General features: G+C 37.4%; 26 protein-coding genes. 1 reads left to right on the forward strand and 25 read right to left on the reverse strand.

Features of this window, described 5'->3' with window-relative positions; all coding sequences use genetic code 11:
* Positions 1-162: 162 nt before the first annotated feature.
* Positions 163-1,164 carry a catabolite control protein A gene (gene ccpA, locus IGJ11_RS09505; RefSeq protein ID WP_010718548.1) on the reverse strand — a complete coding sequence of 334 codons (1,002 nt, stop codon included), beginning with the start codon at positions 1,162-1,164 and terminating at the stop codon, positions 163-165.
* Between the two features lie 207 nt (positions 1,165-1,371).
* On the opposite strand from ccpA, the gene IGJ11_RS09510 reads away from it, so the two are divergent.
* The gene (locus IGJ11_RS09510) at positions 1,372-2,475 is read left to right on the forward strand and encodes a M24 family metallopeptidase (protein ID WP_010737965.1); all 1,104 of its coding nucleotides are present in this window, start codon (positions 1,372-1,374) and stop codon (positions 2,473-2,475) included.
* A gap of 81 nt (positions 2,476-2,556) precedes the next feature.
* On the opposite strand, the gene IGJ11_RS09515 is transcribed toward IGJ11_RS09510, so the two are convergent.
* From IGJ11_RS09515 to hpf, 24 genes are all read right to left on the reverse strand, one after another.
* Entirely contained in the window at positions 2,557-2,688 is a 132-nt protein-coding gene (locus IGJ11_RS09515) for a hypothetical protein (RefSeq protein ID WP_278250468.1), read from the reverse strand.
* A gap of 267 nt (positions 2,689-2,955) precedes the next feature.
* A complete protein-coding gene (locus IGJ11_RS09520; protein ID WP_034867377.1) occupies positions 2,956-3,552 on the reverse strand; it encodes a YtxH domain-containing protein in 597 nt (198 codons plus the stop codon).
* A 2-nt stretch (positions 3,553-3,554) separates the two neighbouring features.
* Positions 3,555-3,995 carry a DUF948 domain-containing protein gene (locus IGJ11_RS09525; protein WP_010718552.1) on the reverse strand — a complete coding sequence of 147 codons (441 nt, stop codon included), beginning with the start codon at positions 3,993-3,995 and terminating at the stop codon, positions 3,555-3,557.
* Between the two features lie 129 nt (positions 3,996-4,124).
* Positions 4,125-5,063, reverse strand: a complete 939-nt coding sequence (galU, locus tag IGJ11_RS09530) for a UTP--glucose-1-phosphate uridylyltransferase GalU (protein ID WP_010718553.1) — start codon at positions 5,061-5,063, stop codon at positions 4,125-4,127.
* Positions 5,064-5,077: 14 nt separating this feature from the next.
* Entirely contained in the window at positions 5,078-6,103 is a 1,026-nt protein-coding gene (locus tag IGJ11_RS09535) for an NAD(P)H-dependent glycerol-3-phosphate dehydrogenase (RefSeq protein WP_126343480.1), read from the reverse strand.
* A 43-nt stretch (positions 6,104-6,146) separates the two neighbouring features.
* The gene (gene lgt, locus IGJ11_RS09540) at positions 6,147-6,977 is read right to left on the reverse strand and encodes a prolipoprotein diacylglyceryl transferase (RefSeq protein ID WP_010718555.1); all 831 of its coding nucleotides are present in this window, start codon (positions 6,975-6,977) and stop codon (positions 6,147-6,149) included.
* Between the two features lie 14 nt (positions 6,978-6,991).
* Complete coding sequence (hprK, locus tag IGJ11_RS09545; protein ID WP_010718556.1) at positions 6,992-7,930, reverse strand: HPr(Ser) kinase/phosphatase; 939 nt, start codon at positions 7,928-7,930, stop codon at positions 6,992-6,994.
* A gap of 191 nt (positions 7,931-8,121) precedes the next feature.
* On the reverse strand, positions 8,122-8,472 hold the full coding sequence (locus tag IGJ11_RS09550; protein ID WP_010737969.1) for a phage holin family protein: 351 nt from the start codon (positions 8,470-8,472) through the stop codon (positions 8,122-8,124).
* Positions 8,472-8,780 carry a PspC domain-containing protein gene (locus tag IGJ11_RS09555; protein WP_010718558.1) on the reverse strand — a complete coding sequence of 103 codons (309 nt, stop codon included), beginning with the start codon at positions 8,778-8,780 and terminating at the stop codon, positions 8,472-8,474. The genes IGJ11_RS09550 and IGJ11_RS09555 overlap by 1 nt, the downstream gene beginning before the upstream one ends.
* 216 nt (positions 8,781-8,996) lie before the next feature.
* Positions 8,997-10,568 (reverse strand): daptomycin-sensing surface protein LiaX, encoded by a 1,572-nt coding sequence (gene liaX, locus IGJ11_RS09560; protein WP_010737970.1) that lies wholly within the window; start codon positions 10,566-10,568, stop codon positions 8,997-8,999.
* Between the two features lie 241 nt (positions 10,569-10,809).
* The gene (locus IGJ11_RS09565) at positions 10,810-11,454 is read right to left on the reverse strand and encodes a hypothetical protein (protein ID WP_034699165.1); all 645 of its coding nucleotides are present in this window, start codon (positions 11,452-11,454) and stop codon (positions 10,810-10,812) included.
* A gap of 256 nt (positions 11,455-11,710) precedes the next feature.
* Positions 11,711-12,388 (reverse strand): phosphate signaling complex protein PhoU, encoded by a 678-nt coding sequence (phoU, locus tag IGJ11_RS09570; RefSeq protein ID WP_010718561.1) that lies wholly within the window; start codon positions 12,386-12,388, stop codon positions 11,711-11,713.
* A gap of 12 nt (positions 12,389-12,400) precedes the next feature.
* Positions 12,401-13,159 (reverse strand): phosphate ABC transporter ATP-binding protein PstB, encoded by a 759-nt coding sequence (gene pstB / locus IGJ11_RS09575; protein ID WP_010718562.1) that lies wholly within the window; start codon positions 13,157-13,159, stop codon positions 12,401-12,403.
* Between the two features lie 15 nt (positions 13,160-13,174).
* Entirely contained in the window at positions 13,175-13,981 is an 807-nt protein-coding gene (gene pstB, locus IGJ11_RS09580; protein ID WP_178305791.1) for a phosphate ABC transporter ATP-binding protein PstB, read from the reverse strand.
* A gap of 14 nt (positions 13,982-13,995) precedes the next feature.
* On the reverse strand, positions 13,996-14,880 hold the full coding sequence (gene pstA / locus IGJ11_RS09585; RefSeq protein ID WP_010718564.1) for a phosphate ABC transporter permease PstA: 885 nt from the start codon (positions 14,878-14,880) through the stop codon (positions 13,996-13,998).
* Positions 14,880-15,800, reverse strand: a complete 921-nt coding sequence (pstC, locus tag IGJ11_RS09590; RefSeq protein ID WP_010718565.1) for a phosphate ABC transporter permease subunit PstC — start codon at positions 15,798-15,800, stop codon at positions 14,880-14,882. The genes pstA and pstC overlap by 1 nt, the downstream gene beginning before the upstream one ends.
* A gap of 117 nt (positions 15,801-15,917) precedes the next feature.
* Positions 15,918-16,772: a phosphate ABC transporter substrate-binding protein PstS gene (locus tag IGJ11_RS09595; protein ID WP_010718566.1), complete on the reverse strand. Its 855-nt coding sequence runs from the start codon at positions 16,770-16,772 to the stop codon at positions 15,918-15,920.
* Positions 16,773-17,121: 349 nt separating this feature from the next.
* A complete protein-coding gene (cls, locus tag IGJ11_RS09600) occupies positions 17,122-18,570 on the reverse strand; it encodes a cardiolipin synthase (RefSeq protein WP_207431658.1) in 1,449 nt (482 codons plus the stop codon).
* An 85-nt stretch (positions 18,571-18,655) separates the two neighbouring features.
* Positions 18,656-19,501, reverse strand: a complete 846-nt coding sequence (locus IGJ11_RS09605; protein ID WP_207431662.1) for an acyltransferase domain-containing protein — start codon at positions 19,499-19,501, stop codon at positions 18,656-18,658.
* A 746-nt stretch (positions 19,502-20,247) separates the two neighbouring features.
* Positions 20,248-21,132, reverse strand: a complete 885-nt coding sequence (gene ftsX, locus IGJ11_RS09610; protein ID WP_278250225.1) for a permease-like cell division protein FtsX — start codon at positions 21,130-21,132, stop codon at positions 20,248-20,250.
* The gene (gene ftsE, locus IGJ11_RS09615; RefSeq protein WP_010718569.1) at positions 21,125-21,811 is read right to left on the reverse strand and encodes a cell division ATP-binding protein FtsE; all 687 of its coding nucleotides are present in this window, start codon (positions 21,809-21,811) and stop codon (positions 21,125-21,127) included. Before ftsE ends, ftsX begins: the two co-directional genes overlap by 8 nt.
* Positions 21,812-21,915: 104 nt before the next feature.
* Positions 21,916-23,014, reverse strand: a protein-coding gene (prfB, locus tag IGJ11_RS09620; protein WP_178243920.1) for a peptide chain release factor 2 whose coding sequence is annotated in 2 segments (ribosomal slippage) — positions 21,916-22,941 and positions 22,943-23,014 — 1,098 coding nt in all. Because the reading frame shifts where the segments join, the coding sequence is not laid out codon by codon here.
* 145 nt (positions 23,015-23,159) lie between these two features.
* The gene (gene secA / locus IGJ11_RS09625) at positions 23,160-25,694 is read right to left on the reverse strand and encodes a preprotein translocase subunit SecA (protein WP_034699158.1); all 2,535 of its coding nucleotides are present in this window, start codon (positions 25,692-25,694) and stop codon (positions 23,160-23,162) included.
* 215 nt (positions 25,695-25,909) lie between these two features.
* Positions 25,910-26,470: a ribosome hibernation-promoting factor, HPF/YfiA family gene (gene hpf / locus IGJ11_RS09630; RefSeq protein WP_010718572.1), complete on the reverse strand. Its 561-nt coding sequence runs from the start codon at positions 26,468-26,470 to the stop codon at positions 25,910-25,912.
* Positions 26,471-26,476 lie beyond the last annotated feature (6 nt).

The raw sequence follows: 26,476 nt of genomic DNA on the forward strand, positions 1-26,476 counted from the left end.
AATAAAAAGCTAAAATTTGTCCAAATTTTTACAAAAAAATAAATAGTTGTTCTTGTTAACTAGCTAAAAGCTTCAACGAATGTTTACTTATTTCAATCACTGAATCTTTTTAGAGGTTAAAAACACTCCACTAGCATCATCTAGTGGAGTGTTAATCACTTATTATTTCGTCGATCCTTTTTCTTCAATTCCATAAGGTAAGATAATTGTTTTTTCTTCAACTTCTTCTTTATTCATCATTTTTGTTAATAGACGCATTGAAACGGCACCTAAATCATACAATGGTTGTGTGATACTTGTTAGGCGTGGACGTGCAACTTCTGTTAACAATGAGTTATTACTTGTAATGATCTCAAATTCTTCTGGTACTTTCACACCCTTATCTAAAAGACCATCTAAAATACCGATAGCTAATTCATCATCTGAAACATAAACAGCTGTTGCGCCACTGTTATGAATGCGATCAACTAGGGTTAATCCGTCTTTAAAGTTATACTCTGCTTCAAAGATCAAACCTTCGCTGTAAGGTAAATTATTTTCTTTAAGTGCTTCTTTATATCCTTTCAAGCGATTTTGACCATTGATTGGATCAATCAATGCCCCACTGACAAAGGCAATTTTTTTATTGCCATTCTTAGCTAATTTATTGACAGCATCCTTAGTTGCTGAAGTGTAATCGATATTCACACTTCCAACTTGTTCATCAGGGTCAATTGAGCCAGCCAATACTACAGGAGTCTTAGATCGAGAAAACTCACCACGGATTTCATCAGTGATATGATGTCCCATGAAGATCACGCCATCTACTTGTTTTGCTAACAAGTTATTTAATACATTCACTTCTTTTTGATCATTGCCGTCTGAATTTGCTAAAATGATGTTGTATTTGTACATTGTAGCAACATCATCGATCCCACGTGCTAAAGAAGCAAAAAACATATTGCTGACATCTGGAATGATTACCCCTACTGTCGTTGTCTTCTTACTTGCTAGCCCACGTGCAACAGCATTCGGACGATAGTCCAATCGATCAATGACTTCTAACACTTTTTTTCTAGTCGCAGGTTTGACATTCGGATTCCCGTTAACGACACGTGAAACAGTAGCCATCGAAACATTTGCCTCTCTCGCTACATCATAAATAGTAATTGTTTGCTTTTCCATTCTTGCTCTCCTGTTCATTTTTATATGTTTTCTGAAAATACGCTTTACATTTCTAAAACAGGATAACAAATAATACTCAAAATTGCAACCGTTTTACTACCGCTTTCATGAAAATAATTCATTTTTTCACTTTTATACGTTGGTCTTTGAAACATTAAGTGGTACAATTATCTAATAATTCAATAAATTAGAAAGAAGGATGCCAAAATGAATAACGTAAAAATCAACGAATTACGTAAATGGATGGCTCAAAATCAAGTGGATCTTGCCTATATTAGTGATCCAGGACACATCGCTTATTTTTCAGGATACGAAAGTGAACCCCATGAACGTGTCTTAGCACTATTTATCCCACTTGAACAGGATCCTTTTTTATTCACTCCGGCTTTAGAAGTTGAAGATGCACAAAACAGTGCATGGTCTTTTGATGTTCGTGGCTATTTAGACAGCGAAAATCCTTGGGAAATCATTGGGAAAGAAATTCGTCACCGTTATGGTCAGCCTGGAAATATCGGAATCGAAAAAAATGCGTTAACCGTTGATCGTTTCGATGCCATTTCAGATGTTCTAACTGGTTCTGACAACTTTACTGATTTAACAGCAATCATTCAACGTCTCCAATTAATCAAAACACTGGAAGAAAAAGACCAATTACTTGCTGCTGGTAAATGGGCAGATGTTGCCTTTGAAATCGGCTTTAAGGCAGTAAAAGAAGGTGTTACTGAGCAAGCAATCATTGCAGAAATCGAATACCAACTAAAAAAACAAGGTGTTTCGCAAATGTCGTTTGACACGCTTGTTTTAGCTGGTAAAAACGCAGCAAGCCCCCACGGTGCTCCAGGCAGCACAAAAATTTCGCCTAATGAACTTGTTTTGTTTGATTTAGGTGTTGTTTGGGATGGTTATTGCAGCGATGCTACTCGAACTGTAGCCTATAAAAAACCAACTGAATTTCAGGAAAAAATTTATCAAATCACACTTGAGGCACAATTAGCTGCCCAAGCAGCTGTACGTCCCGGCGTAACGGCTGCCGAACTAGATCAAATTGCAAGAAATGTAATCAATAGCTATGGCTATGGCGAATACTTCAATCATCGTCTAGGTCACGGAATCGGAACCACTGTCCATGAATTTCCTTCCCTTGTAGCAGGTAATGATTTAGTCATCGAAGAAGGCATGTGCTTCTCCCTTGAACCAGGAATCTATATCCCTGATCAAGTAGGTGTTCGAATCGAAGACTGTGTCTATGTGACAAAAGACGGCTGTATTCCATTTACAACTACGCCAAAAGAATTATTGGTTATTGAGTAAGATCGTGAAAGAAGCGGTTAACTCCGAACGAATAAGCGATGATTTTTTAAAATAGCTTCTCATATTTTAGAAAATTAACGTTTATTGTTGAGGAGTTGCTTCTTGAACGCCGTGGATCACTTCTACATCTATTAATGAGTCTAGGGCGACTGTTAGTCCTAGACTCATTTTTTTCTTATCTTCAACCTCACTAATCGTTGTTGACCCATTCATACCAAAGAGCTCTGGTTACCATTAGATTTTACGAATTTTTCTGATCATTCTGGTCCTTTTATAGTGTCTTCACTCTCATGGTAATAAGCATGCTATCAAGTGATTACGCAAATTAGCCCTTTACATTATGTATTATTCTAGTAATTATCAAACAAAAAAATATCAAAGCTAGGAAACTTTGCTAGCTTTGATATTCATCACTTGTTCCGTTCGATTAACTGAAATCGAAAAAGTATCTATTAATTACCTACTAAAAATAGAAATTGCCTATTTTCCATTGTCAGTAAATGTATCTTTTAAATCTTCTTTTTTAGCTTTTACGTCTTCTTTAGCCATATCTGCCATTGCTTGCGCATCTTTTACGACTGGTTTTGCTTCAGCAATGCCTTCTTTTACTGTTTGTCCAGCTTCACCTGCAGCATCTTTCGCATTGATCATCATATCTTCAGATGCATCTTTAACTGTTTCATTCATTTGTCCGACTGGCTTTTTAAGCTCATCTGCTGATTTCTTGAAGCGATGAGAAAGATCTTCTGATTGTTCTTTTAATGTTAATAAAATGTCTTCAGACTCATCTTCGACATCATTTGCAGAATGATTGACTTTATTTTTCACGCTACCAGCTAAGTCACCAGCTTGTTGGGATAGATCTTGCGCTTTTTCTTTTGCGATGTCTGTTAATGTCGCTGATTTTTCTTTTGCCATATCCGTGTAGTCTGAAGCCATATCAAGTAAATCATCTGCTTGTGCAGCAAGTTCATCGCGTAGTTCTTTTCCTGACTTTGGTGCTAATAATAATGCTGCGACTGCCGCTGCTGTCCCACCAATAACTGCTCCTAGTAAAAATCCACCTTTTTTTGCCATAATTAAATTCCTCCAGTCTTTTCTGTATGTTTTTTATTTTTGAAAAACTTTAAAGCTGTGCCACCAACTTTTCCAGCCACGGTAGCTTTAGCTGTTGTACGCCCAATCCCACCAACTTTGGTTACGATATTTTTACTTGATGTATTCAATTCTGACACGCTTTCACTTAAATCCGCGATAGCTGTAAATAATGGATCAATCGTTTCTACTTTCCCATTGATGTCTAAAAGCAATTCATTACTTTTGACTAGTAAACCTTCCACCTGCCTTGACAAAAGATCGACATCTTTGGTGACGACTTCAATCGTCGTATTTGCTTCTGCCACTGTTTGATCCACTTTTTCTAATGTTTTTGATAATTGTAACAATACTCTTATGATAAAAACAACGAGGACTGCAAATGCGATGGCCGCAATCAGCCCAGCAATTTCTCCGCCTGTCATACTCGAACTCCCTTCTGATACTCTTTCTATAAGCATAGCATTTTCGCATTTTTTAAACAAATAAAAAATAGCAAAGCTTCAACTACTTTTTTTGGATAAGAGCAGTTGAAGCTTTCATTGCTAAAAAATTTATTTTTTCAGCTCATCTTTTGATTCAATTTTTTTGTTGTCTTTTTTTGGTACCATCGTTTGATCAGCTTCTAATTGTTTCCCTAGCTCTTTGATATATTCTTTTAATGGTTCGCCGACTTCTGGATGAGTCAAGCCGTATTCGATACTGGTTTTCATGAAACCAAACTTGTCACCAACATCATAGCGTTTGCCTGTAAAGTTACGAGCAAATACTCGTTGTGTTTTATTCAATGTATCAATCGCATCTGTCAGTTGGATCTCATTCCCAGCACCTGGTTGTTGTTCTGCCAAAACATCAAAGATTTCAGGAGTTAATAAATAGCGTCCAATAATAGCTAAATTACTTGGTGCTTTACTTGGGTCTGGTTTTTCAACGAAGTTTTTAACATTGAACAATCCTTCTTCTAATTCTTCACCAGGATTAATAATTCCGTATTTAGACGTATCTTTTTGTGGCACTTCCATCACTGCGATTGTTGATGCATGTGTCCGCTCATAGTCATCAATCAATTGTTGTGTCAAAGGTACTTCATCTTCCATGATATCATCACCTAACATCACAACAAAAGGTTCATTACCGATAAAAGCACGGGCTTGTAATACAGCATGTCCTAACCCTTTTGGATGAGATTGACGAATGAAGTGTAGATTTACATCAGTTGTTTCTTCAACCAACTTCAATAATTCTGTTTTCCCTTTTTCACTCAAATTCGTTTCTAACTCGATATTTGAATCAAAATGGTCTTCGATTGGTCGTTTTGCTTTCCCAGTGACGATCAAAATGTCTTCGATCCCTGATTTAAGTGCTTCTTCTACGATAAATTGAATCGTTGGTTTGTCAACGATTGGAAGCATTTCTTTTGCCATCGCTTTTGTTGCAGGTAAAAATCTTGTTCCTAAACCTGCTGCTGGAATAACTGCCTTTTTTACTTTCATTTGTCATCTCTCCTCTAAAAAATTAATCGTGAATATTCATTTTCTTTTTTTCCATCTCGCAACATGATTTCTCTTGCCGCAATTTGTACATTTTTATTTTCATAAAGTACTTCATAAATTGTTTGAGTGATTGGCATGTCTACACCTACTTGCTGAGCAAGTTCTTTTGCGGCTTTTGTCGTATGGACACCTTCCACAACCATCCCCATATTTTCCAATACTTCTGACAGTTCATGCCCTTTACCTAACAAATTGCCCGCTCGCCAATTTCGCGAATGGATACTAGTACAAGTAACGATCAAATCGCCCACACCACTAAGACCAATAAAAGTCAATGGGTTGGCACCCATGGCAACACCTAAACGACTGATTTCAGCTAAACCTCTAGTCATAATAGCAGCTTTTGCATTATCCCCAAAACCTAATCCGTGGATTGCTCCTGCACCAAGAGCAATAATATTTTTCAATGCAGCCCCCATTTCAACCCCAATCACATCAGGATTGGTATAAATCCTAAAATAATGATTCATGAATAATTTTTGGACAAAGGAAGCTGTTTTTTGATCTGTGCTAGCAGCTGTGATCGTAGTAATGTCATGATTTGCTACTTCTTCTGCGTGACTCGGACCAGATAAAACAGCAATGGATTGACGTTTGTCACTCGGGATCTCTTCTAAAAGAATTTCTGAGATCCGTTTGTGTGTTTCCTGTTCTAGACCCTTGCTTGCATGAATGATTACAGGCTTGGTATTCAATTTAGTGACCACCTCTTGTGCTACAGAGCGAATGGCTCGTGTCGGAATCACGAATAACAAGGCATCAATATCTTGAACTGCCTGTTCCAACTCACTAAAACCACGGATTGACGTTGACAAATGATAGTCGGGTAAATATTTTTGATTGGTGTGTTGTTGGTTGATCTCGTCTATTTGCGATTGACGATGTCCCCATAGGCGAACATCATGTCCATTTTCAGCAAGAACTTGCGCAAGAGCTGTCCCCCATGAGCCAGCTCCTAAGACTGCCACCCTATATTTCATTTTACCACTCCTGCTATTTTTTTCATTTTTTTAGCTCTGTAAATTAGATAATCATTTGATTTTTACCAAAAGTGCGATCGTAATCTGGTAAATTTCCTTTTTTTCTACGCCAGATAAACAGAATAATTGTCCCAACGAATAAAAAGGCTGACAACAATTGGGAGATACGAATAACACCTAAGAAGTATAAACTATCTGTCCGTAATCCTTCGATAAAAAAGCGCCCGAAGCTGTACCACATCACATAAACAAGTAAAACTTCTCCTTTTTTCAGTAAATGCTTTTTGTTTCTTAAAAATAGGAGTAGGATAAAGCCAATCAAACTCCAAACGGATTCATATAAAAAGGTAGGTTGACGATAAAAACCTTCAATGTACATATTATCAATTATGAATCTTGGGATATGAAGATTTTCTAAAAAGATTCTCGTCGTGACAGGGCCATAAGCTTCATGATTCATAAAATTTCCCCAGCGCCCAATTGCTTGAGCGAGTAGGACACTTGGTGCTGCTATATCTAAAAATGTCCACATGGAAATAAAGTGGTATTTGGTAAAGAAGTATAAAGTAATGGCACCTGCGATTAATCCACCATAAATAGCTAACCCGCCAGAACGGATATTGAATATTTGAATAGGATCAGCTATATATTGTGGTAAATCAAATAAAATATAGTACAACCGTGCGCCAATAATTGAAAGTGGCAATCCCCACAACATAAAATCAGTGACATCCTCAGATTTTAAGCCAACTCGTACGGCTTCACGGCTACTTAGCCACATGGCAATAATTATTCCCGATACAATGATCAAAGCATACCAATAGATTGGTATTCCTAAAAGATTGAACGCTACCCGATCGATTTGCGCTATCATGTTTCCACTCCTTGCTATTGTGCCCCTGAATTTTCTTCGATCAGACGACTTAATCTTTCTTCAAACGTTTTTGTTGCATCAAATCCCATCGTTTTTGCTCGGAAATTCATTGCTGCGACTTCGATGATGATGGCCACGTTTCGTCCAGTTTTGACAGGTATTTTTATTTGTGGAATCCCCACTTCTGCAATTTCCACAGAAGTATCTTCAGAACCTAGTCGATCATATTTTTTGTCCTTCGCCCAGGCTTCTAAATAAACGGCTAACTGCACTTGCATTGAACCACGGACAGCACTTGCTCCAAACAAGTTCATGACATCAATGATTCCGATCCCTCTGATTTCTATCAAGTGTTCTAAGATTTTTGGTGGTTCACCAATGACTGTCAGTTCATCTTGTTGATAAACATCTACTCGGTCATCGGCAATCAGGCGATGACCACGTTTGATTAATTCTAATGCGGTTTCACTCTTACCAATTCCGCTATCCCCTTGAATGAGTACACCTAACCCATAAACATCGACTAGCACACCATGAACGCTCGTTCTAGGAGCTAAACGACCATCTAAATAACTAGATAATTCTCCAAGCAAACGGGATGTGGAGATTGGTGAACGTAAGACAGCCATACCGTATTCGTTGGCTGCTTGAATCATTTCTTCAGAAGCTGGAAGCCCCCGAGAAATAATGAATGCTGGCATATCCTCACTGCACAATCTTCTCATGATCATCAGTCTTTCTTCCGGCATCATCCGTTCAGCAAAGCTAATCTCTTTGCTCCCAAATAATTGTAAACGATCATGTGAATAATAATTAAAATAACCGGTCAATTCTAAACCAGGTCTTGAGATGTCACCAGTTACGATAACACGCTCCAAACTCTTTTCATCACCAGTCACTATTTCTAATGATAATTTTTCTACTAATTGGCTTACTTTTACAACTTCTGCCATTCGTGCTACCTCATTTCTATTAGAGTGTTCCTTCCCATTTTATCATTGTCTGACAAAAAGTACTACCAAATAAAAAAAACGTTTTTATTTTAAATTCACTTTTTTTATAAAACAAAGCAAAAAGGTACAACCAGGGAATTTAAGACATTTCCCATGGATGTACCCTTTTAGTCATTATCGATTGTTCACGTTTACCTTCTACTATTGTGTTCACTGACAATCATATTCACCACTGACATGATCACAGCAATCAAAAAAGCTGAACCAAAGGAAGCAAAATTAAAATTAGATGCTCCAACAAAAAAGGAAGTCATCTTCAAGATTGCCGCATTGATAACAAATGTGAACAAGCCCAGTGTCACTAAAGTGAATGGTAGTGATAAAATTGTTAGAATAGGTTTAATGAACATATTCAAGATGGACAATACGAAACTTGCTAAAATAGCTGTCCAAATACTATCTACATAAATCATCGTCGGAAAAATCACTGCCAGAGAGATGAACGTCAACGTATTCACGATGAGGCGCTGAAGATAAGACATTAGAAGTCACTCCATTCGTCATCATTGACCTTTTCCGCCTCTTTACGTTTTTTTGTTTGTTCATGATGATAATTATTATTTTGATAATATTGGTTTTCATGCCCATAACGAGTCTGTTTGTTTCGTCCAGAAGGGATGAGCAAAGCCAATAAAATATATAAGATAACTGGACTTCCAAATGCCACTAAGCTTAGGAATACATAGATCACACGAACTACCGTTGGATCAATTCCAAGATATTCTGCGATCCCAGCTAATGTACCAGTCAAAACAATATTTTTATTTGATTTTGTCAATTTTCTTTTCATTTTACTTTCACCTCTGTTCTATTCATTTTAATGGAAGAAAAAGAGTGTGACAATAGATAAACTGTTCATTATCACTACACTTTTTCTCCAAAGATTTTTGCTTTTCCTCGTTAAAGGAACGAATGACCAAGTATCATCGTTTAATAGTGAACGTACATCCCACTTATCAATCCTGCTTTCGATTGTTAGAATAAGCTAACTCACCGGTTGATTACTTTATTGATCCGTATCTTTTAAATAAATACTACCAGTCGTAGTCGATAATTGGATTCTAGCTACTTCATTTTCAGAGAGACGACGGAACTGTAGTAATTGATTGGTCCGTTCTTTTTTTTCACGGATTACTTCATAATCAGTCAGGCGGCTGTTGATGCTGCCTAAACTTGTTTTCGCATTACCTTCCATACCAATTCCTGTTGGTAAAGCTACTTTGACATTGCCATTGACTGAACTTGCTTCAATTTTTTTCAAATGTTCTTCTTTCATTGTCAACCGTACATCCCCATTAACTAGAGAAACGGAAAGATTTTCAGGGGTTGTTCCTACAGTGACCGTACCATTCACTGTTTCGATGATCGAATCTAAGATTGCACCTGATTGAACATCGATATTCCCATTAACGCCTTCAATTTCAAGCATGGTTGCTTGTAATTTTTGAATGACGATATTTCCATTTGTCGATTTGGTGTACACATCTTTACCTTCTAAGTCGTTAATCGTAATATTCCCATTTAACAATTTGATTGCTGTATGGTCATATACTCGTTTTGGTAAATAAAAGACTAGATCCGCACGTACACGTTTATTTGGAATTTGGAATGAGACATGCTCATCATTGACTTCAATTTGACTACGTTCTAAGAATGCCTCGAATGGTTCTGCATTCATTTTACCGTATAATTTGATTTTAGCTTCAACTTTCACATCTTCACTTTCCCAAGTTTTCAATGTGACATTTCCGTTTGCAGCTTTGATATCAAGAATACTTGCTGCAGGTGCTTCATAATAAAATTCGTGTTCAAATTTTGTCGTTGCGATACCTGGTACACGGAGATTGACATCTTTCCATTCCATGTTTTCATTGACTGTTTCCGATACCGTTTGGAATGTCTTCCGCAAAAACTTGCCTAGCTGAGAACCAGCTTCAGACATTTTTTCTCCGACTTGATTCAATGTATCGTTGGCTTGTTCTTTCCAGTCATCTGGTAACTCAAATTTATCAGCAATTGTTTCTTTCTTTTCTGTCCATTGGTTTTTGCGAATATCTTTTAATTCTGCTTCTAGTTTCAATTGTTCTTCTGTTAATTGTTCACTCGCAGCTTCTAATTCCTTGATCTCAGATTCAAGAGTCTTTCTTTGGAGAAGCTCATCTTCTGTTAGTTCATCCAATTCTTCTTTGGTATTCAGCTGCATCAATGTTTCCTGTTTGTCATTGCGTGCCGCTTTATTTTGTGCTAACTTTTCATTCACTTCGTCTAAATGAGCCGACGTTTGATTGGCTTGTGTTGCTAACTCATCTAAGATACGTTCCAAATTTTCTTGATCTTCTTTTTCGTTTTGTTTTGGATCGGCATTAAAATGGATTTCTTCTGATGTGCCATTTTCCAATTCATCGATCAATTGAGTTGCTTGATCTTTTTCTTTATGACTAGCAGTTACTTTATCTGCTTCTTTTGCGATTTGCTTTTCATCTTTCTCAGTTGCCATGCTTTCTAATAAATCTAAGCCCTCTTCAGTGGAAAGGATCCCTTTTTTAACTAAGTCTAAAATACGTTCTCTTTCTTTCATGGAAATTGCCTCCTTAAGCAAATATAGTTTGCAAGCTTTTCCTTACATTCATATTATGCACGGAATGGAAGAAAAAGTCATAGGACTTAAGTTGTAACTTTTTCTCCAACTTGAGTTACTGAACGATTTACTTCCCATTGAACCAGCCAATAATGCTTTAAAAACAATATTTCTTTCCCTTTTTATGGCAAGAAATATTGTTTTCTAATTTTTTATGAATTATGTATGAATATTATGGATATTAAAAAAGCAATTGGATAAATGACCATAAATAGCGTATAACACGAAATAGGATAACTAGTAAAAATATATTTCCGACAATAAAACGTCCCATATTACCAATGCTTTCTTTTAAATTACTAAATGTAAACCGACGCAAAAAACGTGGCATTGAATGATAGCCGTTTCGCTTCAAACGAAATTTTTCTTCATAGGTTAGTTCAAGCATATCATAATAAACAATTTGAAGTGGTTCACGCGGAAAAAAGGACTTGGAGAATCCAACCATCAATGTATATTGTTTATTCCTTGACGGCAAATTACGCATACCAGTTTTGTTAATCCTGACACTCTTGTCTTCAAGATCATTATAGCTATACTCTGCTTCTTGGATCTTAACGATTTTTGCTTCTGGTTGATTTATCTCTAGATATTTTTGATAGACCTCTGGAAATTTTTGTTTTTGCAGATAAAGATAAATACCTCCCCCAGCAATGATTATCATCAGTAAAACATTATAAAGCAAATGTTCCTGAAAGATGCCTGTATAAGCCAGAACAATCACGAGTACGAATGCTAAGATTAGAATACGCTTCCAATAATAACTTTGATACATTCTTTTGATTGTGCGCTCATAATAAGCAAAATCTTGCTCAACAAATTTCATCTTCTTTCACTCCTTTTCATCTCTATGCTCTTATTATAATTGAACGAGTTGAAAAAACAAAGACTAGTCGCTGAATTTCGATTATACAAATGACAATTAGTCTTGACCTTTTTCTCTCAGAGAAGTCAGCAATATTCACTCTAAGTCTTCAAGTTACAAAAAAACCGAAGAATTCCTAGGATATTTCCTATTTTGGAATTTTTCGGCTTATTTCTTATAACTCACACGTTGATCGTTACTTTCCAATCTTCAAGAGTTAGAAAATTTCGTTATGATTTGAGTTTAATTCGGTGATTTTTCCTGTAGCTAGATACACGATCCATTCACAAATATTCGTTACATAATCGCCAATCCGTTCTAAGTAGCTGGCAACATTTAGATAATCTGTCCCACTGATGACTGTTTCTGGATCAGACTGCATATTTTTGATCGTTGCATTGTAGATGCGATTGAAATAATCATTGACCCGTTGATCCATATTTGCGATCGTTCGAGCATCTTTTTCATCTGTTTTGACGTAAGCAACCAACACATTGTCCACCATTTTTTTGACATAATCAGACATATCAGAGATTTCTTTTTCGATCTCTGGGATTCTGGTTTGACCTTTCACACGGATCGTTGATTTGGCAACTGAAACCGCATGATCTGCCATTCGTTCCAAATCAGAACTAGCTTTCATCACGGTAATAATCATCCGTAAGTCTGTAGTCACTGGTTGTTGCAAAGCAATCATTTCAAAACTTTTTTTCTCTAAACGTGTTTCCATGTCGTTGATTTTAATATCATTTTCGATCACTTCTTGTGCAAGTGCTTTATCATGTTTGATATAAGAACGAACTGATTTATGCACTGCACTACTTACCATCATCCCCATCTCATAAAATTGATTATGAAGGTTAAGTAGTTCTTCTTCAAACTGTGTACGTAACATTTCGTTTCCTCCTTATCCAAATCGCCCTGAGATATAGTCTTCCGTTTCTTGTTTTTCTGGAGTCATAAAGATTTTTTTCGTATCATTGAACTCAATTAAATTCCCATCTAAGAAAAAGGCTGTTTTATCAGAAATCCGTGAAGCTTGTGACATATTATGCGTAACTATAATCATAGTATATCTTTCCTTTAATTCCAAGAGCATGCTTTCAATTTTCCCAGTAGAAACAGGATCAAGCGCACTAGTTGGCTCATCTAACAAAATAATTTCTGGATTGACGGCTAACACTCTTGCAATGCATACCCGTTGTTGTTGACCACCTGATAAGGATAAGGCACTTTTATGCAGTTTGTCTTTGACATCATCCCACACAGATGCAGCCTTTAAACTTTCTTCGACTACTTGATCAAGGACTTTTTTATCTTTTTCGCCTTTTAGTTTTAACCCATAGATCACATTTTCGTAAATCGAAAAGGGAAAAGGATTTGGTTGTTGGAAGACCATTCCGATTTCTTTACGCAATTCAACAATGTCCGTTTTAGGGCCATAGATATCTTTTCCTTTATATAGGACACTTCCAGTGATCGTCACACTCGGTATCAAATCATTCATTCGATTCAATGAGCGTAGATAAGTTGATTTACCACAGCCAGAAGGACCAATCATCGCTGTGATTTCGCCTTGATTGAAGCTTAGATCGATTCCTTTTAACGCTTCTTTTTTTCCATAATATAAGTGAAGATCTTTTGATGAGATAATTTCTTTTGTCATAACGAATCCTCCGTCTTACCCAAAATGACCCGATACATAATCTTCGGTCGCTTTAATTTTTGGTCTAGTAAATATCTTATTCGTTTTATCGTATTCGATCGCTTTTCCTAAGTAGAAAAAGGCAGTATAGTCACTGATACGAGCTGCTTGTTGCATGTTATGGGTCACAATGATGATCGTGTAATCATCTTTTAGATTCACTAATGTTTCTTCCACTGTCCCAGTAGAAATCGGATCAAGTGCGCTGGCTGGTTCATCTAATAACAAGATATCCGGTTTCATCGCAATCGCACGTGCAATACATAAACGTTGTTGTTGACCACCTGACAAGGCTAAAGCACTTTTATCCAGGCTATCTTTTACTTGATCCCATAATGCTGCTTGTTTCAAGCTGGTCTCAACGATCTCATCTAATTTCTTCTTGTTCTTTTCGCCATGTTGCTTCAATGCAAACGTGATATTTTCATAGATTGATTTACTAAATGGATTTGGTCGTTGGAAAACCATTCCGATTCGCTTACGCATCTCATAGACATCAATTTGTGGCGCATTGATATCGACATCTTTGTACATGATTTTACCAGTTACCTTAGTATTTGCGATCCCATCATTCATCCGATTCAACGAACGTAAATAAGTAGACTTACCACAGCCAGAAGGACCGATTAAAGCTGTGATCTTATTCTTTTCAAATTCCAGATCAACACCTTTGATCGCTTCGTTGTCACCGTACCAAACATGAAGATCATCTGTATAAAGGGCAATTTCTTTTTTTTGACCCATTGTGATGATATTTCTTTCATTCCAATTATATTCTTTCATCTTACTTCTTCTCCTTAAGCTGAAGTCATTTTCCGGTATAAACGTTTACCAATCGCACGAGCACCAAAATTGAATAGTAATACTGCGATAATTAAGACCGCTGATGCTCCAGCAGATACTGATACGCCATCTGGCATCGTTCCTTCCGTATTGATTTTCCAAATATGAACAGCTAGTGTTTCAGCTTGACGGAAAATACTGATTGGACTAGAGACACTCAATGGATTCCAGTTTGAGAAATCAAGTGCAGGCGCGCTTTGCCCAGCTGTATAGATCAAAGCTGCTGCTTCCCCAAAAATTCTCCCTGAGCTTAAAATGACTCCTGTTAAAATCCCTGGAGTTGCCTCAGGTACAACTACACGAATCACTGTTTCCCAACGTGACAAACCTAATGCAAGCCCTGCCTCACGCTGTGTGTAATGCACCGCTTGTAAAGATTCTTCAACCGTTCTCGTCAATAGAGGTAAGTTAAAAACTGTTAAAGCTAGTGCCCCAGAGATAATGGAGAAGCCATACTGGAATTGGATAACAAAAACTAAAAAGCCAAACAAACCAACAACTACAGATGGTAATGAGCTTAATATTTCAATTGAAGTACGGATAACATCAGTCAACCAGTTTTTACCAGCATATTCAGAAAGGTAAATACCGGCTCCTAAAGAAAGCGGAAAACTGATGATCATCGTGATCAATAATAAATAAATCGAGTTAAATAATTGGATACCGATTCCGCCGCCTACTTGATAGGCTTTTGATGGTTCAGTTAAAAATGACCAAGAGATATGAGGAATTCCTCGAACTAAAATATATAAAAGTAACGCAGCTAAGATCAATACAATAATTCCCGATATTGCATAAAGGACTCCCGTTGCGATTTTATCAGAGCGTTTTGCGTTCATTATTTCAATGCCCCTTTCTTACCAATCATTCGGATCACGATATTAAAGATTAATGACATCAATAGCAAGATCAAAGCTAATGACCATAACACGTTGTTTTCAATTGTTCCCATGATCGTATTTCCGATCCCCATTGTTAAAATCGATGTCAATGTTGAAGCAGGAGTTGTTAATCCTGTTGGCATCAAGGCAGCATTCCCGATGACCATTTGGATCGCTAATGCTTCACCAAATGCACGTGCCATACCAAATACAACGGCTGTCAAGATTCCCGGTACAGCAGCTCGTAAAACGACTTTATAGATCGTTTGCCAACGTGTAGCTCCTAAAGCTAATGATGCTTCACGATAATGACGTGGCACAGCTTTTAAGGCATCGACTGTCATAGTCGTCACAGTTGGTAAGATCATGACAAACAAAACAAATGTCCCAGCTAAAATACCAAAACCAGTTCCGCCAAAAATGTTTCGGATAAATGGTACGATGACTGATAATCCAATAAAACCATAAACAACAGATGGAATACCAACTAATAGTTCAATGACTGGTTGTAAGATTTTTGTGCCATTTTTTGGAGATATCTCTGTCATGAAGACCGCTGCACCGATGGCAAAAGGTGTCGCGATGATCGCAGATAAAAAAGTAACGATAAACGAACCAGCGATCATTGGTAATGCCCCGACCATCGGTTTACCATCTGCACCAATTTGTCCAGGATTCCAATTCGTTCCAAACAAGAAATCAAATACGTTGATCTTATCAACGAAAAAGGTCGCTAATCCTTTACTTGCAACAAAATAAAAAATGGCTACTACTACTAGAACGATCAAGGCGATACATAAGAAGCTGATGAATTTACCACGCTGCTCCATTTTTGAACGTTTTGATTTTGTTAATAATACTTTTTTCACATCTTCCACAGATGATTCCCCCCCAGTAAGGTTTAACATACTTATACAGTGTACAAAGCGAACATCAATTTGAGTTTAATAACATGTAAAATTTATGCGAAGTTTGTAAAGATTGTGTAAAGATGATTATTTTACAATATTTCCTTCCCAATCACGTTCTACTTGCATACGTGAAACCGGAATATAACCTAATTCACCTACGATATTATTTTGAACTTCTTCTGATAGCATGTAGTTTAAAAACTCTTTCGTTAACTGTTTTGGTTGATTTTTTGTATACATATGTTCATAAGCCCAAATGATCCATTTATTGGTCGTAACGTTGTCATCGGTTGGCTCTACACCATCAATACTCAAAGTAGCCACATCGTTGGTTACATATGAGAAAGCGACATAACTAATTGCTCCTGGAGTATCTGCAACGATTTGTCGCACCATTCCGCTTGAATCTTGTTCTTGCGCACGAATCGCCGTTTCTCCATCAAGGACCCATTTTTCAAAAGTACTACGTGTCCCACTTCCTGATGCACGATTTAAAATAACCACTGGTTGGTCTTTCCCACCAAGTTCTTTCCAGTTGGTAATTTCACCCGTAAATAACTTCCGTAAGTTTTCCATTGAGATGTCTTTAACGCCCACTTCCTTGTTAACGATCGGTGTGATCCCAACTACAGCCACCCGATGATCAACTAAAGCAGATGCATCGATTCCAGATTTTTCCTCCGCAAATAAATCAGAATTCCCGATATCTACTGCTCCAGATTGGACTTGAGATAATCCAGTTCCACTTCCCCCTCCTTGAACATTGATGAATTTCCCAGGGTTTGCAGCCTGAAAAGATTCAGCGACTGTTTCAACTAATGGTTGCAATGCGGAAGACCCGACAGCTGTAATGGATTCTCCTCGATCGATCCATTTTGAACAACCTGATAAAAGAATAGTTAATCCTATTATTGGTAAAAGTAATTTTAATTTTTTCATTTAGAAATCTCCTTCAGTCCTAAAGTAAGTTCATTTTAACATTTAACAAAATACTTGAAAACGAATTAAAATTATAAAATAACAAAAATAATGATTATTAATAAAAAAACACTATCTCATTAGGTTATTCTATGCTATACTGGCTTTGAAATGTGTCTCTTTATCAAACATTATCTAACTTATTTCTTGCTTTCCCCAAAAACAAGAAGTACCCCAAAGTTAGTTTTGTTCCTGTGAGACGCTTTCTCCATTTCTGACAGTTTACAGAAATGGCCCCGACAGAAAAAGGACATGAGCTGACGTCTTAGACGCCTCCCTCATGTCCTTTTTGATTAAATGGAAGTAGCAATTATAATAATGGCGAGATCAATCGTGCCAAACCTTCTTTTAATTTGATGATAAATCCTCGATTTTCATAGCGTTCTTTGGTTAACAGTTGTGACTTTCTTGAATCAGCAAAGAAAGCTTTTCTTACGTGAGTCGCCATTCCTTCATCATAAATCAACGCATTCACTTCAAAGTCTAATTTGAATGAACGGACATCAATATTTGCTGAACCAATTGAAACTATTCCACTGTCAATGATCATGGTCTTAGCATGGATAAACCCATTTTCATAGGTTTCGATCACTGCACCATATTCGATTAGTTCTGCTGCAAAAGAATAAGTTGCCCAATAGACTAACGGATGATCAGGTTTATTGGGAATCTGAATCTGAACTTTGACACCAGAAAGCAAGGCTAATTTCAATGCTTCATGAATGGATTCATCTGGGATATAGTAAGGCGTTTGAATCAATATTTCTTTTTTTGCTAATGAAATCATTTTTAAATAAGTCAATTTGATTTGTTCATGCTCAGAATCTGGGCCACTTGTGACGATTTGAAGTGCTAAAGTGCCTACAGAATCAATTTTTGGGAAAAATTTTGGTGCATAGCTGACTTCTTTCACGTGCTGCGAGTTCCAATCCATCAAGAAACGATTTTGTAGCGCATAAACTGCTTCCCCATAGATTCGCAAATGATTGTCTCGCCAATAACCAAACTTTGAAACTTCTCCTAAATATTCGTTTCCTACATTAAATCCACCAGTATAACCAATTTTCCCATCAATGACAACGATTTTCCGATGGTTTCGATAATTGATTCGTGGATTGATATAAGGGACAAATAGTGGAAAGAAAAAAGCGACTTCACCACCAGCTACCTGTAATTCGTGGAAAAATTTTGCATTTACTTGGGTAGATCCCCAAGCATCTAATAATACACGGACTTTGACCCCTCTTTGAGCTGCTTCAGTCAGCGCGTCACGCACTTCCTTACCCAGAGCATCGCCCCGATAAATATAATATTGTAGATGGATATGATCTTTTGCCTGCTTAATGTCTTCAATCAATGCATCAAATTTTTCTCGTCCATCCGTAAATAAAGTCACTTCATTTCCAGTTGTGTACAATGTACTTTCAAACACTGTCAGCATATAGATTAGTTGCTTGACATCAACTTGTCCTGTTGGTGGATGCGGATAAAGTCCTCGCATCAAGGCTTGTTTGTCTTCTTCAATTTCCAAGTTCTTCCCGATTTTCCCTTGGATCTTCAAATCAAAGATCTTGTCTTGTGAAATACCTCTGCCAAAAAAAATATATAAAAGAAAACCGACAATCGGAATAAACATTAATACTAACAACCATGCCCATGTCTGAGCGGTTTCTTTTCGTTCACGAAAAACAATGACAATTGATAATAAGATATTCGCAATTAAGATGATCGTAAAAAAATTATCAACAACTACTCTCATGGCTCACCTCTTCACTTTTACACCTACTTAAGAATAGCCGAGATGTTTTTTAAAGTAAAGTGAAAGTATCAGACAGATACTGATCTCAATGAATTAAAATACCTACTGCTGAACCGATATGACCTCCTTGTAACATTTCTTTTTTTGCTGCTCTTTGAAGGGAAGTCTTCTCCGGATAACTCGTAACATCGGAAGAAATCGTATTGAAAATCCAAAATACACCTTCGTTTTTATTTGGTTCTGACAATAAAATTTGGTAATCGTTCGCAAATAAATTTAGATTTGCATCTGACTTTAACCAATCTTTCAATTTAGGAGACAACAACCACGTATCTGTAATAAAAGACGCTGAGCGATAGTCTGGAAAATACTTCGTAATAAATTTTTTTGCTTCTGCATAATTTTTAGCAATGATGGAATAAGTCATATCAGCATCCGATGGAATATGAATGGAGATGTAGCCTTTCTCTGCTAATTCAGGGACTTTATTTTTATGAGGAGGTGTCACCATCTCAAATTCTAATTGGTTGATTCTAAATTCCAACCCACAAACAAAGCGCCATGTCCAAAAACCTCGATCAAATTGATAGAAATGATTGATTCTCTTAGATTCTTCTAAAAAACGTGTGAACGCATGCATAGTCTCTTGATATATCTCAAAAGGGATTTGACGTGGCAAATAAACACGTTCCCAACTCATACTTGCTGCATAAAGATGAAAAGCTAGTTCTTTGATGGTCTCTCCTTGATACACTTCGGACAATCGTTTGGCTTCATCCTCTGCCTTGGTTACTTCCAATAACCGTTTTCCACTAGTAATTAATTCATTTTCTTCTAATTGTGAAATGACTTGTGTTAGCTCATGTTGCACTTCCTTTGGTAACTCGATTATTTCCATAAGTTTCTCTACTGTTATTATTGATGGTAACATCGTTCCTCCTATTGATCATTTACTTGATATTATTTTTTTATTTTATATTATGAGACAAAAAAATGATAGCGTTTTACAAAAAGGTTGAGACAAAAGTGTTTAGCCTCAAGAAATAAGAAGGAATTTCCGAAAATTGACAAGAAACACAAAAACTAGTTTTTGATGTTGATTGTTACCTACTTGATGCTTCTCAAATTTTTGGTAAATTTCGGCAAATTTTCCGAAGATGCTGCTTTTGTCTCACCGTGAACAAGAGGCTGTGAAAGAAGCGTTTAGCTCCGAGCGAATAAGAGAGGATTTTTTAAAATAGCTCCTCATATTTTAGAAAATCATCGCTTATTGTTCAGGAGTTGCTTCTTGAACGCCGTGAATCAGAGGTCGTGAAAACATCGGGTAGCTCTGATGACAATAAGAAAGAATTTTTTGAAACAGCTCCTCATGTTTTGAAAAATTCAGGCTTATTTCAAGGAGCTGATGTTTGAACACCGTTTAGCAAGAGGCTGTGAAAGAAGCGTTTAGCTCCTCGCTTATTGTTGAGGAGTTGCTTCTTGAACGCCGTTTATTCGTTTTCAGAGATACTAGAAGATACTGAGACGAGTTTTGTCCCAATCTCAACTAAAAAAGCAGACAGAAAAATGAATTTCTGTCTGCTGATTCATTGAATCATCCATTTAAACTTTAAAGTTGTTGGATCTTCTTGAAACAACTCGTTCCATCCTTTCATATGGTGAAACGATGGAAATGAATTAAAACTTCAAGAATCTTCTCATCGAAATAATTGATCCTAATGAACCGATAATGATTCCGATCCCAGCCATCAAAGCGTTGATTTTCCACACGATATCCTGTGGTTGGATCAAGGAATAGTGGGAGCGCAATAATGAAGGGTTAAGCATTCGGAATACTTCTTGGTACCCAAATGTAATCAGCAATACCGGAATAATTGCACCGATCAAACCAATCCAGCCACCTTCTAAAAAGAATGGCCAACGAATGTAGCCGTTTTTGGCACCAACTAATCGCATGATTTGAATTTCTTTTTGGCGAGATAAGATCGTGATTCTGATTGTATTTGAAATCAAAAACATTGCAATAAACAATAATAATGCTGCTGCAGCTAAGCCCCATGTTCGAACAGTTCCTGCAAGCTTAAGAATTTTATCTGAAGACGTTCCACCGTAATCCGCGCGAGAAACATTCGCTAATTTTCCGGCTTCTTGAGATACTTGTTTCGTATAAGAAGGTTCTGACGTTTGAACGACATAAACATCATATAACGGGTTGTTATCTCCTTCAAATAAACTCCATGAATTCCCCATAGCATCCTGGATCTTTTTCAACTCTTGGTCTTTACTTGAGAATTTGACACTTTTGACGTGATCAATCTCTTTTAATTGTTTTTCAAGAGTCTTCATATCTTTTTCATTCGTGCCAATATCAACGAAAACAGAAACATCTACGTTGCCTTCGATATCTTCGGCTAGTTTCGTTGCATTCATGATCACAGCCATGAACACCCCAACTAATGTTAATGTGATCGTCACGGCACTCACTGAAGCGACAGTCATCCAGCCGTTACGCTTTAAACTCTTGATACTCTCTAATAAATGTCGGAAAAAGGTTCTAATCATCGTATCCATATTCCCCTTCCGCTTGGTCACGTATGATTCGTCCATTTTCGATGGCGATCACTCGATGACGAATTGTATTCACGATCGTACTGTTATGGGTTGCCATAACGACCGTTGTCCCTTGAGCATTGATTCGGTCCAATAACTTCATGATCTCCCAAGAATTCTCCGGATCTAGATTTCCTGTAGGTTCGTCAGCAATCAATACTTTCGGCGTATTTACGATTGCACGGGCAATCGATACCCGTTGCTGTTCCCCACCAGATAGCTCACTTGGAAAAACACGCACTTTATGTTTCAATCCAACAAGATCTAACACTTCCATCACACGTTTTTTGATATCTCGTGGTTTTCTACCGATTACTTGCATCGCATAAGCGACATTTTCGTAAACTGTTTTTCTCGGCAACAGTTTGTAGTCTTGGAAAACTACCCCGATTTCTCTGCGTAAGTAAGGAACATCTTTGTTTTTGATTGCCATTAAATCATGACCAGCAACATTTAAGGTTCCTTTTGACGCTTTTTCTTCTCGATACATCAATTTGATGAATGTAGATTTCCCAGCCCCTGATGGACCAACTACATAAACGAACTCTCCTTGATCGATAACAACCGATAAATTTCGGATTGCAGTCGTACCATTTGAGTACTTTTTCATGACATCCTTCATTTCAATCATGGCGTTCTCTCCATATCTTTTCTCAGTCTCTCACCATTATAGCATGGTAATGTTTCATCTTGCTTTCAAAATCTTACAATTTTATTTCAATTAAAGTCAACTATTTAGAGGTGCATTTTTAAATATCCGTCAATAAATAAGTCTAAATCGCCATCCATTACAGCTTGAACATTACCAGTTTCTACGTTTGTCCGGTGATCTTTTACCATTGAATATGGATGGAAGACATAGGAACGAATTTGTGAACCCCAACCAATTTCTTTTTGCTCCCCACGCAATGCTGCAGCTTCTTGTTCTTTCTTTTCAACCTCAAGTTGATACAATTTCGCTTTCAACATGCTCATTGCTTGTTCTCGGTTTTTTAATTGTGAACGCTGCGCTTGACTAGCTACGACCGTTCCTGTTGGAAGATGAGTGATCCGAACGGCAGACTCTGTTTTATTGATATGTTGTCCTCCAGCACCGCTTGCTCGATACGTATCGATCTTCAAGTCATCTGGGTTGATCGCAACATCAATCGTTTCATCTAGTTCTGGCATCACATCGACCGAACAAAACGAAGTGTGGCGCCGTTTGGCTGAATCAAATGGGGAGATCCGAACAAGACGGTGGACACCTTTTTCCGATTTTAAATAGCCATATGCATTATGCCCTTTGATCAGTAAAGTCACACTTTTTATTCCTGCTTCATCCCCTGCTTGGTAATCCAATGTTTCCACTTGGTAGCCATGTTGTTCTGCCCAACGTGTATACATGCGTAACAACATACTTCCCCAGTCTTGGGATTCTGTACCCCCTGCTCCAGGGTGAAGTTCGACTATTGCATGGTTGCGATCATATGGACCATCTAAAAGCATGGCTAATTCATAAGTCTTCATTTTTTCGTCTAATAGTTGGATTCTATCTTCTGCTTCTTGTTGCATTTGTGCATCTGGTTCTTCTTGCAACATTTCTACCATTAGGGCTAACTCTTCTAATTCTTCAGCTAACGCATTGAATTGATCATACGTTTCTTTATTTGTGTTGTTTTCATTGATCACTTTTTGTGCTGCTTCGCTATCATCCCAAAAACCAGGCTCTGCCATTTTGGCTTCAGCTTCAGCGATGTCTTCTTCCAACCGATCTAAGTCAAAGAGACCTCCTGAAACTTGTGACCTTTTCTTCCATCTCAGCTAATAAGTTACGGATTTCTGAAATCTCCATAAACTTCCCTCTTTCTATCTACATTATTTTATGTTTTATTCAACCACTTTAGTTTAACAGAAACGCTTCATAACAGAAAGAAGGTGAGTCGATTCTTAATCAAAAAGAACCGATCTCACCAATCTTATCTGCTAGCTGTCAAAAATTAGTTCTCATCTTTTCCATGACAGTTTTTATATTTTTTCCCGCTACCACATGGACAAGGATCATTTCTGCCTACTTTGTTCACGTGAACCGGTTGTTTTTTGGCACTTGTGTTGCTATTTTCTTTTGCATCACCGGTAGTTGGTTGAACTGCTTCGCCGGTTGACACTTGCTCCCGTTGAACATTTTGACGAATCTCAGCTTTCATAAAGAGACGAGTCACTTCATATTCGATCGCTCCAACCATCTCTTCAAACATCTTGTATCCTTCTGTTTGATACTCAACCAATGGATTGTTTTGTCCATATGCTCTAAGACCGATTGATTGGCGTAATTGATCCATAGCATCGATATGATCGGTCCATTTCGAATCCACTACTCGTAGAATGACTACTTTTTCAAATTCTAGTAATTGTTCAGGTCCGTTGAGCTGGTTAGCTTTCGTATTAAATACTTCTTGTGCTAACTCATTTAAATATTCTTTGATCTGTTGCGGTTCTTTCCCTTTAAGATCATCGATCGAGATACTGTCTTCATGGACTAATGTACTACCCGCAAAATCAACGATTCCTTCAAGGTTCCAGTTGTCTTTTTCTAGTTGTGTGTGTGCATCTACTACCCGACTGATCGTACGTTTGATCATATTCATCATTGGTTTAGACAAACTTGTTTCTTCCATGATGACTTCTTGACGTTGTTTGTAGATAACTTCGCGTTGTTCTCGCATTACATCATCGTATTGTAAGACATTTTTACGAGTATCGTAGTTATTTCCTTCGACACGTTTTTGTGCTGATTCCACTTGTTTTGTCAGCATCTTACTTTGGATCACTGCATCCTCTTCACCGATTTTCATGCGATCTAAGAATGCTTTGATCCGTTCAGAACCAAATCGTTTCATTAGATCATCTTCCAATGAAAGATAGAATTGAGACATCCCTGGGTCTCCTTGACGTCCAGCCCTACCACGTAATTGGTTATCGATACGACGTGATTCATGACGTTCTGTCCCGATAACAGCTAGTCCGCCTAGTTCTCTGACACCAAGTCCCAACTTGATATCTGTACCACGTCCGGCCATATTCGTTGCAATCGTCACCGCACCTTTTTGACCAGCATTCATGATGATCTCCGCTTCTTTGAAGTGGTTTTTCGCATTCAATACTTCATGTGGGATACGTTCACGATTCAACATATCAGACAATAATTCTGAAGTTTCCACTGCTACCGTTCCGACAAGAACAGGTTGTCCTTTGCGGTAACGTTCTTTGATGTCTTGCACCACCGCTTGGAACTTGCTAGTCAATGTTGGATATAACAAATCAGGTCGGTCGTCACGAATGACTGGACGATTTGTTGGGATTTGACAAACTTGAATATTATAGATTTCCCGAAACTCTTCTTCTTCTGTTTTTGCTGTACCAGTCATACCTGACAGTTTCTTATACATTCGGAAATAGTTCTGGAACGTGATTGTCGCCATCGTTTTCGTTTCGTCTTCGATCTCTACGCCTTCTTTTGCTTCAATCGCCTGATGTAATCCATCAGAATAGCGGCGTCCATCCATGATACGACCAGTAAATTGGTCAACGATCAAGACTTTTCCATCTTGGACCACATAATCAATATCCAAGATCATGATATAGTTGGCACGCAATGCTTGATCCAGATGGTGGGTTAAGGCAGTATTTTCAATATCATATAGATTTTCTAAGCCAAATGTTTCTTCGGCTTTCTCGATCCCCGCTTCAGTCAAGCTGATTGTTTTCGATTGCACATCGATTTTATAATCTTCTTCTTCTTTCAAACGTTTCACAAAATTATCTGTTCTTGTATATAAAGCTGTTGATTTTTCAGCTTGACCTGAAATAATCAACGGTGTTCTTGCTTCATCGATCAAGATCGAATCGACTTCATCGACAATCGCATAATTCAATGGTCTTTGAACCATTTGATGACGATAAACGACCATGTTGTCTCTTAGATAGTCGAAACCTAATTCATTATTGGTACTATAGGTAATATCACAATTGTAAGCATCTCGTTTTTCGTCCGCTGATTTTGAATTGATATTCAAGCCAACTGTTAAACCTAAAAAGTTATATAATTCGCCCATTTCAGAGGAGTCACGAGTAGCCAGGTATTCATTGACAGTAACGACGTGAACGCCTTCTCCCGTCAATGCATTCAAATAAACCGGCATTGTCGCTGTTAAAGTTTTCCCTTCACCAGTACGCATCTCTGGGATATTTCCATCGTGAAGAACGATCCCCCCCATCAATTGTACATGGTAAGGATAAAGTCCCAACACTCGTTTGGCAGCTTCACGAACTACCGCAAAGGCTTCCGGTAATAATTGATCTAAAGTTTCCCCATTTTGATAGCGAGCTTTAAACTCAGCTGTTTTTGCTTGTAATTGTTCATCTGTTAATGCTGCCATTTCGTCAGCATGATCTTCTACTTTTTTAGCAATACGATCTAAACGTTTTAGTTCTTTTTTATCATTTTCGATAATCGAACGAATAAAATTGGCCATGCGTTGTATAATCTCCTTTTTACATATATTATCCAGATTATGTAGATTCTAGTTTCTATTTTATCATTAGTTCTAGATAATTGAAATATCTTAACACAATTAATGTAATATATTCACAATTAATTCACAATTTCTGACGTAGACAAAAAAGAAGCTGTGGCAAACCGTGAAGGGTTTGCCACAAGCTTTTTACTGCTTTTTCTAATTGTTATTTATCAGTCGGTTTCAATCAAACCGTATTTGCCATCTTTACGACGGTAAACGATACTTGTACCATTGGTTTCTGCATCTTCAAAAATAAAGAAATTATGACCAAGCATGTTCATTTGTAGAACAGCCTCTTCACTGTCCATTGGTTTCAGTGATAAACGTTTCGTGCGGACAATGTCTAATTCAGAATCATTTTCATGATCGGCATCGTCAGCTTCGTTATTGAATAATACCGCTGCATCGGCTGTGTTCATACCGGTTTCGCGAGATTTACGGTTAATTTTTGTTTTGAATTTGCGGATTTGTCGTTCCAATTTGTCAACTACCAAATCAATACTTGCATAAAGATCAGGTGATGTTTCTTCGGCACGCAATACAAGATAAGGTAATGGAATAGTTACTTCCACTTTCGCTGTTTTTTCAGTATAAACTTTTAAATTTACATGTGCTGTAGCATCGGGTGCATCACTGAAATAGCGTTCAAGTTTTCCTACTTTTTTCTCAACGTAGTCACGAATCGCTTCAGTTACTTCGATATTTTCACCGCGTACATTGTATCTAAACATAAAAAT

It is taken from the genome of Enterococcus sp. DIV0691 (assembly GCF_051711145.1).
Lineage (GTDB): Bacteria > Bacillota > Bacilli > Lactobacillales > Enterococcaceae > Enterococcus_B > Enterococcus_B hirae.

What these genes read in the sequence shown, in the direction of transcription:
- ftsX (WP_278250225.1), bottom strand. Translation starts at nt 21,132, where the DNA reads ATGATTAGAACCTTTTTCCGACATTTATTAGAGAGTATCAAGAGTTTA.
- galU (WP_010718553.1), bottom strand. Translation starts at nt 5,063, where the DNA reads ATGAAAGTAAAAAAGGCAGTTATTCCAGCAGCAGGTTTAGGAACAAGA.
- IGJ11_RS09550 (WP_010737969.1), bottom strand. Translation starts at nt 8,472, where the DNA reads ATGTCTTATCTTCAGCGCCTCATCGTGAATACGTTGACGTTCATCTCT.
- IGJ11_RS09535 (WP_126343480.1), bottom strand. Translation starts at nt 6,103, where the DNA reads ATGAAATATAGGGTGGCAGTCTTAGGAGCTGGCTCATGGGGGACAGCT.
- IGJ11_RS09525 (WP_010718552.1), bottom strand. Translation starts at nt 3,995, where the DNA reads ATGACAGGCGGAGAAATTGCTGGGCTGATTGCGGCCATCGCATTTGCA.
- IGJ11_RS09605 (WP_207431662.1), bottom strand. Translation starts at nt 19,501, where the DNA reads ATGTTACCATCAATAATAACAGTAGAGAAACTTATGGAAATAATCGAG.
- ccpA (WP_010718548.1), bottom strand. Translation starts at nt 1,164, where the DNA reads ATGGAAAAGCAAACAATTACTATTTATGATGTAGCGAGAGAGGCAAAT.
- IGJ11_RS09515 (WP_278250468.1), bottom strand. Translation starts at nt 2,688, where the DNA reads ATGAATGGGTCAACAACGATTAGTGAGGTTGAAGATAAGAAAAAAATG.
- secA (WP_034699158.1), bottom strand. Translation starts at nt 25,694, where the DNA reads ATGGCCAATTTTATTCGTTCGATTATCGAAAATGATAAAAAAGAACTA.
- pstB (WP_010718562.1), bottom strand. Translation starts at nt 13,159, where the DNA reads ATGACAAAAGAAATTATCTCATCAAAAGATCTTCACTTATATTATGGA.
- IGJ11_RS09565 (WP_034699165.1), bottom strand. Translation starts at nt 11,454, where the DNA reads ATGAAATTTGTTGAGCAAGATTTTGCTTATTATGAGCGCACAATCAAA.
- IGJ11_RS09555 (WP_010718558.1), bottom strand. Translation starts at nt 8,780, where the DNA reads ATGAAAAGAAAATTGACAAAATCAAATAAAAATATTGTTTTGACTGGT.
- pstA (WP_010718564.1), bottom strand. Translation starts at nt 14,880, where the DNA reads ATGAACGCAAAACGCTCTGATAAAATCGCAACGGGAGTCCTTTATGCA.
- phoU (WP_010718561.1), bottom strand. Translation starts at nt 12,388, where the DNA reads ATGTTACGTACACAGTTTGAAGAAGAACTACTTAACCTTCATAATCAA.
- ftsE (WP_010718569.1), bottom strand. Translation starts at nt 21,811, where the DNA reads ATGATTGAAATGAAGGATGTCATGAAAAAGTACTCAAATGGTACGACT.
- pstB (WP_178305791.1), bottom strand. Translation starts at nt 13,981, where the DNA reads ATGAAAGAATATAATTGGAATGAAAGAAATATCATCACAATGGGTCAA.
- hprK (WP_010718556.1), bottom strand. Translation starts at nt 7,930, where the DNA reads ATGGCAGAAGTTGTAAAAGTAAGCCAATTAGTAGAAAAATTATCATTA.
- IGJ11_RS09595 (WP_010718566.1), bottom strand. Translation starts at nt 16,772, where the DNA reads ATGAAAAAATTAAAATTACTTTTACCAATAATAGGATTAACTATTCTT.
- cls (WP_207431658.1), bottom strand. Translation starts at nt 18,570, where the DNA reads ATGAGAGTAGTTGTTGATAATTTTTTTACGATCATCTTAATTGCGAAT.
- hpf (WP_010718572.1), bottom strand. Translation starts at nt 26,470, where the DNA reads ATGTTTAGATACAATGTACGCGGTGAAAATATCGAAGTAACTGAAGCG.
- IGJ11_RS09510 (WP_010737965.1), top strand. Translation starts at nt 1,372, where the DNA reads ATGAATAACGTAAAAATCAACGAATTACGTAAATGGATGGCTCAAAAT.
- lgt (WP_010718555.1), bottom strand. Translation starts at nt 6,977, where the DNA reads ATGATAGCGCAAATCGATCGGGTAGCGTTCAATCTTTTAGGAATACCA.
- IGJ11_RS09520 (WP_034867377.1), bottom strand. Translation starts at nt 3,552, where the DNA reads ATGGCAAAAAAAGGTGGATTTTTACTAGGAGCAGTTATTGGTGGGACA.
- liaX (WP_010737970.1), bottom strand. Translation starts at nt 10,568, where the DNA reads ATGAAAGAAAGAGAACGTATTTTAGACTTAGTTAAAAAAGGGATCCTT.